At 42.2% G+C, this 8,406-nt stretch carries 8 protein-coding genes, 1 tRNA gene and 1 pseudogene; 3 read left to right on the top strand and 7 right to left on the bottom strand.

Annotated features, from left to right (window positions below; translation table 11 throughout):
- Together QZY09_RS04015 and QZY09_RS04010 are read right to left on the bottom strand one after the other, a co-directional pair.
- Window positions 1–402 (bottom strand): annotated as a pseudogene (locus QZY09_RS04015) (M1 family peptidase); the annotation flags it as partial.
- 201 nt (window positions 403–603) lie between these two features.
- Complete coding sequence (locus QZY09_RS04010; protein ID WP_295668370.1) at window positions 604–948, bottom strand: Spx/MgsR family RNA polymerase-binding regulatory protein; 345 nt, start codon at window positions 946–948, stop codon at window positions 604–606.
- An 89-nt stretch (window positions 949–1,037) separates the two neighbouring features.
- On the opposite strand from QZY09_RS04010, the gene QZY09_RS04005 reads away from it, so the two are divergent.
- Window positions 1,038–1,757, top strand: coding sequence for a hypothetical protein (locus QZY09_RS04005; RefSeq protein ID WP_295668367.1), 720 nt, complete (start codon window positions 1,038–1,040; stop codon window positions 1,755–1,757).
- Between the two features lie 89 nt (window positions 1,758–1,846).
- On the opposite strand, the gene QZY09_RS04000 is transcribed toward QZY09_RS04005, so the two are convergent.
- The 5 genes from QZY09_RS04000 to QZY09_RS03980 all read right to left on the bottom strand — a co-directional run bounded on the left by QZY09_RS04000 (window position 1,847) and on the right by QZY09_RS03980 (window position 7,125).
- Complete coding sequence (locus QZY09_RS04000; protein ID WP_295668364.1) at window positions 1,847–4,309, bottom strand: outer membrane beta-barrel protein; 2,463 nt, start codon at window positions 4,307–4,309, stop codon at window positions 1,847–1,849.
- Window positions 4,310–4,432: 123 nt separating this feature from the next.
- On the bottom strand, window positions 4,433–4,993 hold the full coding sequence (gene pth, locus QZY09_RS03995; protein WP_295668361.1) for an aminoacyl-tRNA hydrolase: 561 nt from the start codon (window positions 4,991–4,993) through the stop codon (window positions 4,433–4,435).
- Window positions 4,994–5,177: 184 nt separating this feature from the next.
- On the bottom strand, window positions 5,178–5,762 hold the full coding sequence (locus QZY09_RS03990; protein ID WP_295668359.1) for a 50S ribosomal protein L25/general stress protein Ctc: 585 nt from the start codon (window positions 5,760–5,762) through the stop codon (window positions 5,178–5,180).
- A gap of 189 nt (window positions 5,763–5,951) precedes the next feature.
- Window positions 5,952–6,896, bottom strand: a complete 945-nt coding sequence (locus tag QZY09_RS03985) for a ribose-phosphate pyrophosphokinase (RefSeq protein WP_295668356.1) — start codon at window positions 6,894–6,896, stop codon at window positions 5,952–5,954.
- A gap of 158 nt (window positions 6,897–7,054) precedes the next feature.
- Window positions 7,055–7,125: transfer RNA gene (locus tag QZY09_RS03980), tRNA-Gln, on the bottom strand.
- A 209-nt stretch (window positions 7,126–7,334) separates the two neighbouring features.
- Between QZY09_RS03980 and QZY09_RS03975 the strand changes: the two genes are divergently transcribed.
- Complete coding sequence (locus tag QZY09_RS03975) at window positions 7,335–7,715, top strand: GxxExxY protein (RefSeq protein ID WP_295668353.1); 381 nt, start codon at window positions 7,335–7,337, stop codon at window positions 7,713–7,715.
- Between the two features lie 275 nt (window positions 7,716–7,990).
- Entirely contained in the window at window positions 7,991–8,356 is a 366-nt protein-coding gene (locus QZY09_RS03970; protein ID WP_295668350.1) for a nuclear transport factor 2 family protein, read from the top strand.
- Window positions 8,357–8,406: the final 50 nt, after the last annotated feature.

The following is an 8,406-nucleotide window of genomic DNA, read 5'->3' as shown; positions in this document are numbered from 1 at the left end:
CTGCCCGCGGCCCCAGTTACGGCTGCCTGTCGGCGGTACGATTGCGGTGCCCCTCGAATCAAGCTTAAATAAATTTTGCTCCAGGTTCATCCATAAATAACCCAGTTTTTGCGGGCTATTGTTGGTATAGGTTAAAACTTCGGAGCCTGTAATCTGATTGGCATCCTCGTTCAGTGTGGCCGCTATCTGGTAATCGGCGCGGTTTTGCCAGTATTTCGGGCCCGGCTCGCCGTTTGCTGCCCGGTATTCCGTGCCATTTTTGGTATAAAACGGCGGACCGAAAGTTTCGTGGTAATCATAATTGGTGGTTGGCTGGGCAGGTTTAGCAGCATCCTGTGCATTGGCAACGCTCACCACTGTCAAAAAAGCCAGTGCAAATCCGGCTATCAGGTTTAATTTCATCGTTAAATAATTTGGTCAGTTACAATGAGCAAGTATAGGATAATTTAGGGAAATGGCCCGGCAGGTAAAATAATTGTTACGTGGGTTAAGGGTGAATTAGTGAGTTAGTGAATTAGTGATTTGAAAAAATTGAAAATCAAAGAGCCATGATCAATAATTACTAAATTCACTAAATCGCTAATTCACTAAATCGCTAATTCGCTAAATCACTAATTTTTTATATTCCCCTTCATCAAACCCAAAAAACAAAAAGCTATCTTTTTCAATTACCGGGCGTTTGATCATGCTGGTTTTTTGTTGCAGGAGTTTTAGCGCATCCTCTTTGGTTTTGATGCTTTCTTTTACTTCCGGGGCAAGTTGTTTCCAGGTGAGGCCCTGTTTGTTCATAAACTTTTCGTAGCCGGCTTTGCTGTCCCATTCGTGCAGCTTTTCGGCGCTGATGCCCAATTTTTTAAAGTCGTGAAACTCGTAGTCAACGTGGTTAGCCTTTAGCCAGTCGAGCGCTTTTTTTACTGTATTGCAATTGGTTATTCCGTAAACTTTCATGCGGTAAAGATAAGGTGAAAAACTTCCTATAGTAAGGCCAATAAAACACAATTAAACTATCGGCAAAACTTTTAAATTCGTCATGAATTATGAAAATCTTTACCATTACCGGATTATTATTTTTTTGCTTCACCAATACAAAGTATCGACAGGACACTTCGGCTGTTTCAGGTCGCAATAAAAAATCATCAGACACCATTTTTCTGATGCGGGAACGGGGCAAGGATTTTTATCATATTATTTACGTTGAAAAAAATCGGAAGTCAGCTTTCTATACCAAATTGCTGGATTTTAAGATGGACAAAAATGACACAAACGCCTATATTCAAAATTGCAGGGACTTTGACAAGAATTTACATAAACCAGTAAGAAAATTCCGCTTTGGGGGTTTAGCACGCCAATGGCTGCCGGTTTACAAATACAAAAACAAATATTATCTATACTATCCGGGCGACACGGGACTGGAGAACAGAAAGCTGATAACAGACAGCACAATATGCTATATGAATATGGAAGGATATTTTCCGCAGCAAATTCTGTCGGTAAAGAACCCGGATAGCAAAACATGGACTTTTGGCATGTTTGAAAATGCGATCAGTTTAACCCTCAACATCCATATTATCGACAATAAAACCAAACTTGCCGTTTGGGAGGACAATCGTGCAAGCGGGCCTTACGGTTACGGCTTATATGTACCCCGTGAATATGCCGCAAAGTTTGATATGATTGTAAACTATACCAACGGGGATTTACCCGATGAGTTTAAATTTGATAAAATTGATTTTAAGGCGCTTTTAAAAAACCATTAGCGGCATTAAGGTTTATTCCTGTGGTAACCTAACGGCCCGACAGCACTTCCTTTTTGGTTCTTGGCTCCTTGATTCCTGGCTCTCCCCCATTATCCTCCCGAACCACCGCCTGATTTGCCACCGCCCTTGGTATCATCGTTATTAATGCCGTGCTGGTTCTTTTTGATCTCGCTGTTCAGTTTGCCAATCTTATAGCTAAACCTCACCGCAAAGGTGCGGTATGGATCCTGGTTTAGAGAATATTGGTAATATTGGGCAGTTGTGGTAGTCGAGGTATTGTTGTGGTACCTAGTCTCAGGGTTGTTTGCCACCAGGGAAATGGTTGCCTTTTTATTCAAAAACTCCTTGGTCAACACGAGTGAATTATAAATAAAAGCGCTCGAATGTCCCTGCAGGTTTACATCCCCGCTAAAAAATCCGGCATCGATGCCGATCCTGAATCCGTTGTCGAACTTGTAACCCGCATTAGCAAACGCGTTGCCGGTAAAACCGCTGTTTTGGTAAAATTGCCCGTTATAAGTACCGCGAAGCCATATTTTAGTGATAAACCCGTTCAGGCTGAGTGAAAGTTTTTTGGTGATGTTTAAGTTGGTGTTAACATTAAGGCCAAGACTGCTGTTGCTGCCCAGGTTTCGATATGTAGTAAATGTAGTATCGTGCGGGTTGATGATTGCAGTATCCCTCCTCAGGCTTGACACGTTTTGTATGGAATTGTTGGAGAACTGGTAGCTAAGGCCAATGTTAAATGAACTTGCCGCAAAGTTACTGTAGTTCAGTTCAAAGGTATTGTTCAGCTCGGGCCGCAGGTTGGGATTGCCAGTGCTGATGAACAATGGGTTAGAGGTATCCACAAAGGGGTTTAACTGAAAGATGCCCGGCCGCTGGATGCGCTGGGTAAACCCAAAGTTATAGCTGCTGGTTTTAAAACTGCGCTGTATGGATACTGACGGGATCAGATTATTGTATCCCTGGTTAATCGTCGCGTTAACTGTTGCAAAATCGCCGTTGATACTGGTGTGTTCAAGCCTTAAACCCGCTTTTGCTGTCCATTTATCAAATTTAAACTGGTACGAGTTATACAAGCTGTAAACATCTTGCTGGTAAGTAAAAATATCGGTATACCTGGGGTTAAAAACATAAACACTGGTTGCCGAGTCGAGGTCCGATCGGTTAAAATTGCTAAAGTCATTCCTAATAATCGCCTTGGCCCCTGCTTCAAGCGTTAATATCTTAAACGGCTGGGCATAATCAATCTGAAAGGTATGTGCTCTTTCGCCCTGGTTATTGTACTGCATAAAGTCGGGCTGGTTGCTCTGGTAATCATTTACCCTTTGCGAAAATGTATTGTTGCTGGTGTTAATACCCGGCGAAAAGTTGAATTTGTAAGATAAGGTTAACAACTGGTCCTTGTTGCGCTTAAAGCCGATCTGGTAATTTATAGAAGCATCGAGGCCGCCGAAGGTATTATAGCCCGATGTTTGCTGCTGATATTGTTGGGAAAGTGTACCATCGTTATTAAAAGTACTTGAAAAAAGGCTGCCGGTTTGGTTCTGCCTGCCGTGAAAATCTTCGAAGGAGGCAGTCAATAAATTAAGGCTGTCAATCTCGTAGCTTAATTCCGCCTCTGCATAATGGTGGCCAAACTGGTTACTGCCCGTGCCCGTTTGCGTTGTGCTCTGGCCGCCAAAAATTTGCTGCACATTACTGTTTCCGGCAACGAAAGCATTATTATTGCTTCCGCCTGCAAACATGGTTAAGCCTAATTTACCCTGTTTGGCACTTCCCTGTACGTTAAGACCCGGACCAAAAATACTGTTGTACCGACCGCTGATATTGGCGGTATAGCCCTGGTCGGCATTTTTTTTGGTAACAATATTAATGATGCCTGCCAGCCCCTCCGCATCGTATTTGGCAGGCGGTGTGGTAATCACTTCTATCCTTTCGATATTGGTAGCCGGCATTGAGCGCAACACATCCGAAGGGTTTTTCGCCACCAGGGCCGACTCCCGGCCATTTACCAGGATCTTGTAATTACCATTACCTTTTAGTTTGATATTATCATTGGCATCAACTGATAATAAAGGCACCTTACGCATCATATCCAGCGCGGTAAGCGCCTTGCTTTCGGGATCAGCCTGCACATCGTAGCTGATGCGGTCAACCTCACGTTTCATGATGGGCCTTACGGCAGTTACCGAAACTTCGTTTAGTTGCTTGCTTGCAGTTTGCAAAAATATTTTCCCGACATTCAGTTCCGCATCCTTTCCCGAAATATTGATGGTTTTGTTTTTATAGCCGATTGATGCCAATACCAGTTGGTAAGCCTTACCAGCCGGGGCTATTAGCTGAAAGCTACCGTCGTCTTTAGTTAGGCCTGCTTTTATTGATTTTTTGCTGGCGGTATCATACAGCGCAACAGTAACATAGCCCAGTGGTTTGTTGGCCGCCGAGTCGATGGAGATTCCCTTCACCGTTAGCATTTGTGGGGTAGTTTGGGCGCGCAAGCCTGCCCATATAAAGCAGCAAAATGCCAGCAGTAAAAGTTTTTTCATAATTGTTGTGTTGCAATTTTCGGCTAATTGACGCCGAAATTAATGGAAGTGTTACGACTAACCACGTTGATTTAACACCTTTTAACACTATTTAACTAAAATATTAGTTTTGTAACGGGGTTGTTACTTATTATACCTCGTCATGGTCAGTTCAGTGCCTATCGTAGCAAAGCTTTTGATCATTTCTATCGACCTGTCAATCAAGGCAGGTAGTTCCGGAAGTTCTTCTTTATCAAAGCCATTCAGCACATAATCCACCTGCCGCCCTTTTGGAAAATCGTTACCAACGCCAAATCGAAGGCGGGCATATTCATTATTGCCAAGGGTTGCTTCAATATGTTTTAAGCCGTTATGGCCGGCAGCGCTTCCTTTAGGTTTTAAACGGAGCGTACCAAATGGCAGGGCGATATCATCAACCAAAACCAACACATTTTCGACCGGCACTTTCAGCGTTTTCATCCAGTGGCTTACCGCCTTACCGCTGTTGTTCATATAGGTAGTTGGTTTGATAAGGAAAAGGGTGCGGGCCTTATGGTTTACTTCGCTGTAATAAGCCAGGCGGTCGTTATAAAACTTAGCGCCCTCTTGTTTTACAAAAGCATCCAGTATCATAAAACCGATATTATGCCGGGTATCGGCATATTCGGGCCCTATGTTTCCTAAACCAACGATGAGATATTTCATGCCCCCTGGCCCCCTAAAGGGGGAATTTAAAGATCTATTAATTTTATAGCGATGGGTTTGAAACCCATCGCTATAATGATGCGAAGATATTAATTAAAATAAAAACAGCGATAAGTAAAAACTCATCGCTGTTAATTCACTAACCCACTTTTGTTCCCCCTTTAGGGGGTTAGGGGGCCGTAGCTTATTTTTTACCTGCTGCAGCTTCCTGTTCAGCCTGGCGTAAAGCACGTGAAGTAGTTACGGATACAATGGTATCTTCTTTTGCATTGGTAATCACTAATTTACCAACACTTAAGTCGCCAACTTTTACTGATTTTCCAACTTCCAAAGTTGCAATGCTTACTTCAATAGCATCCAAATGCTCTTTTGGTAACGCTTTGATACGCAGCTTGCGTAATTTTTGTACCAGTTTACCACCGGTTTTTACACCTGGAGAAGTTCCGGTTAATTTAACAGGGATCTCGATGGTGATCGGTTTCTTTTCATCCAGCAACAAAAAGTCAACGTGGATGATCTGCTCAGTTAATGGATGGAACTGAAGATCTTTAATGATCGCCTGTGATTTTACTCCGGCAATTTCTAAGTCGATGAAATGAACAACCGGTGTATAAACAACGGGTTTCAAATCAGCTGCGGACACTGAAAAGTGGGTTTGGGTAGCCCCACCGTAAAGCACTGCAGGCACAAGGCCTAAATAACGCAGTTCTTTAGCGTCACGTTTCCCTACGTTCTCTCTTGGAGAACCGCTAATAGCAATTGATTTCATTAATTTGATTTTTATTTATTAGTTCATAGTTGATAGTTAATGGTTCATAGCAGAACCGGCACTATCGTTTTATTATTTTAAAGTTGATGGTTCATAGTTTAACCATTTCACCATCTTTTATTTTTTGTTCATCGCTTATGGATATTTGCCATGGATTTCTGCCATGAACTGTCATCCATGAACCATGAACTAATCTACCTTAAACAACTGGCTTATTGAGCCATGTTCGTTCACATTCATTATCGCTTTGGCAAACAGGTCGGCAGTGCTTAACACCCTGATCTTGCTGCTTTTCTGTTTAAGCGGTATCGTATCGGTAACGATCAGTTCAGTCAATACTGAATTCTCGATCGTATCATAAGCTTTGCCTGATAATACCGGGTGCGTACAAACCGCGCGAACGCTGCGTGCACCACGCTCCATAATTAATCCTGCTGCTTTTGCCAGTGTACCGGCTGTATCGCATATATCATCAATCAGCACTATATCCTGGCCGGTAACATCACCAATTAATGTCATCGATTCAATTTCATTGGCGCGTTTACGGCGTTTATCGCAGATCACCACTTCCGCGTTAAAATATTTAGCGAAGGTACGGGCGCGGTATGAGCCCCCCATATCCGGCGAAGCAATGGTTAAATTACCCAGACCAAGCGCTTTAATGTACGGCACAAATATGATCGAAGCATCCAGGTGATCAACCGGGATATCAAAAAAGCCCTGGATCTGCGCAGCGTGGAGGTCCATCGTCATGATGCGGTTGATGCCGGCCGCAACCAAAATATTGGCTACCAGTTTTGCACCTATCGCAACGCGCGGTTTATCTTTTCTGTCCTGCCGTGCCAAACCGAAATATGGGATAACCGCAGTTACATAATGGGCAGATGCACGGCGGGCGGCATCAGTCATCATTAATAGCTCCACCAGGTTATCTGTTGGTGGGTTAGTGCTCTGTATTAAAAATACATCGCAACCACGTACTGATTCATTAAAATGGGGTTGAAACTCACCATCGCTAAATCGGGTTAATACCACATCGCCAAGCTCATGGCCATACGATTGCGCAATATTTGCAGCAAGCTCCTTGGTGCCCGAGCCTGCAAATAATTTAACGGTATTAAATTGTAAAGGCATGTTTGATTTACGAGTTACGAATTACGATTTCAGATTTATTCAGATTTCGGATGTTCGATTTCGGATTTGTTGTCCATTATTAAAAACAATTTCGGATTTCTGAAGCTCCTTCGGGTAAAATCCGAAATTGAACATCCGAAATCCGAAATCATCAATTGTTGCCCGACCAGGATTCGAACCTAGACAAACGGTACCAAAAACCGTTGTACTACCTTTATACTATCGGGCAATCTCTTCAGGACAGTTATCCTCTCCAAAAAGGAATGCAAATATAGGAGGATTTTTTTGTTATGAAAAGGAAAAATGAAAAAATGCTATGAAAATCGATTTAATCGATTCGGTTGCAAGTAAACCTACGGATCTGTTCCTGAAAAAAGCACATAAAAGTATATATTAAACCACTGAGAACACTGAGAAAACACAGAGAGCCACAGAGAAATGCAAATAGAAAATGATTTAGCAACGGAATTAATAGGGTCTGCAATTACTGTGCATAAAACACTGGGTCCTGGTTTACTCGAATCAGCTTACAAAGAATGTTTATTTTATGAATTGATAAGTAAGGGGCTTTATGTTGAGAAAGAGAGGCCATTGCCATTGATTTATAAAGAAATAAGAATGGATTGTGGATATCGACTGGATTTGCTGGTTGAAAATAAGATAATCGTGGAGATAAAGGCTGTTGAAGCTCTTAACGATATTCATCTAGCTCAGGCACTTACGTATCTCAAGGTCTCTGGTTGCAAACTTGGTTTGTTAATGAATTTTAACGTTCTAAAAATCAAAGATGGTGTTCGGCGGGTAATCCACACTCCGTGAACCTCTGCGTTTTCTCTGTGTTCTCTGTGGTTATACAAACCGCTGTACTGATGTCGGGGCAACTAATACTCAATCACCACCCCGTTCGAACAGAATTTGTTGATGCATTTCGTTACAGGATCATCAACATTCTTTTTTTATATTTTCCTTTCTGATTTTTTAACAAAAATTTAATCAACCCAAAAAAACCATCAGCCATCCGTGTTGTTTTTGGAATAATTAACCCTTTTTATTAACATCTAAAATTTAAAGTTATAAGTACTCAGGTGGAAACAATGAATGCGCAGGAAGTTGCAAACAGGCTTGTGTTGCTATGCCGCGAAGGGAAAAATGTTGAAGCAATAAATGAATTGTACGATGACAACGTAGTGAGCCACGAACCCCAGGGTTCGCCAATGAAAGAAAAAATTGGCAAACAGGCTGCTCTGGACGCTACAAACCATTGGCTCGATTCTGTTCAGGAACTGCATAACGTTTATATCTCGAACCCAATTGTTGGCGGTGATTTTTTTGCCTGCACTATGAAAGTGGATGCGACCTATAAAGAACACGGCCGGAATGTAATGGAGGAGTTATGTGTATTTGAAGTTAAAGACGGAAGAATTGTATACGAGCAATTCTTTTACCCTACCGGCAATTAAACCCCGGTCAAAATAAGTCATAACAAAAAAGGGGCAGAGTAAGTTCAATT

It is taken from the genome of uncultured Mucilaginibacter sp. (assembly GCF_903913935.1).
Lineage (GTDB): Bacteria > Bacteroidota > Bacteroidia > Sphingobacteriales > Sphingobacteriaceae > Mucilaginibacter.
The sequence above is the reverse complement of the archived record's forward strand: the minus strand, read 5'-3'. Positions and strand labels throughout refer to the sequence as shown.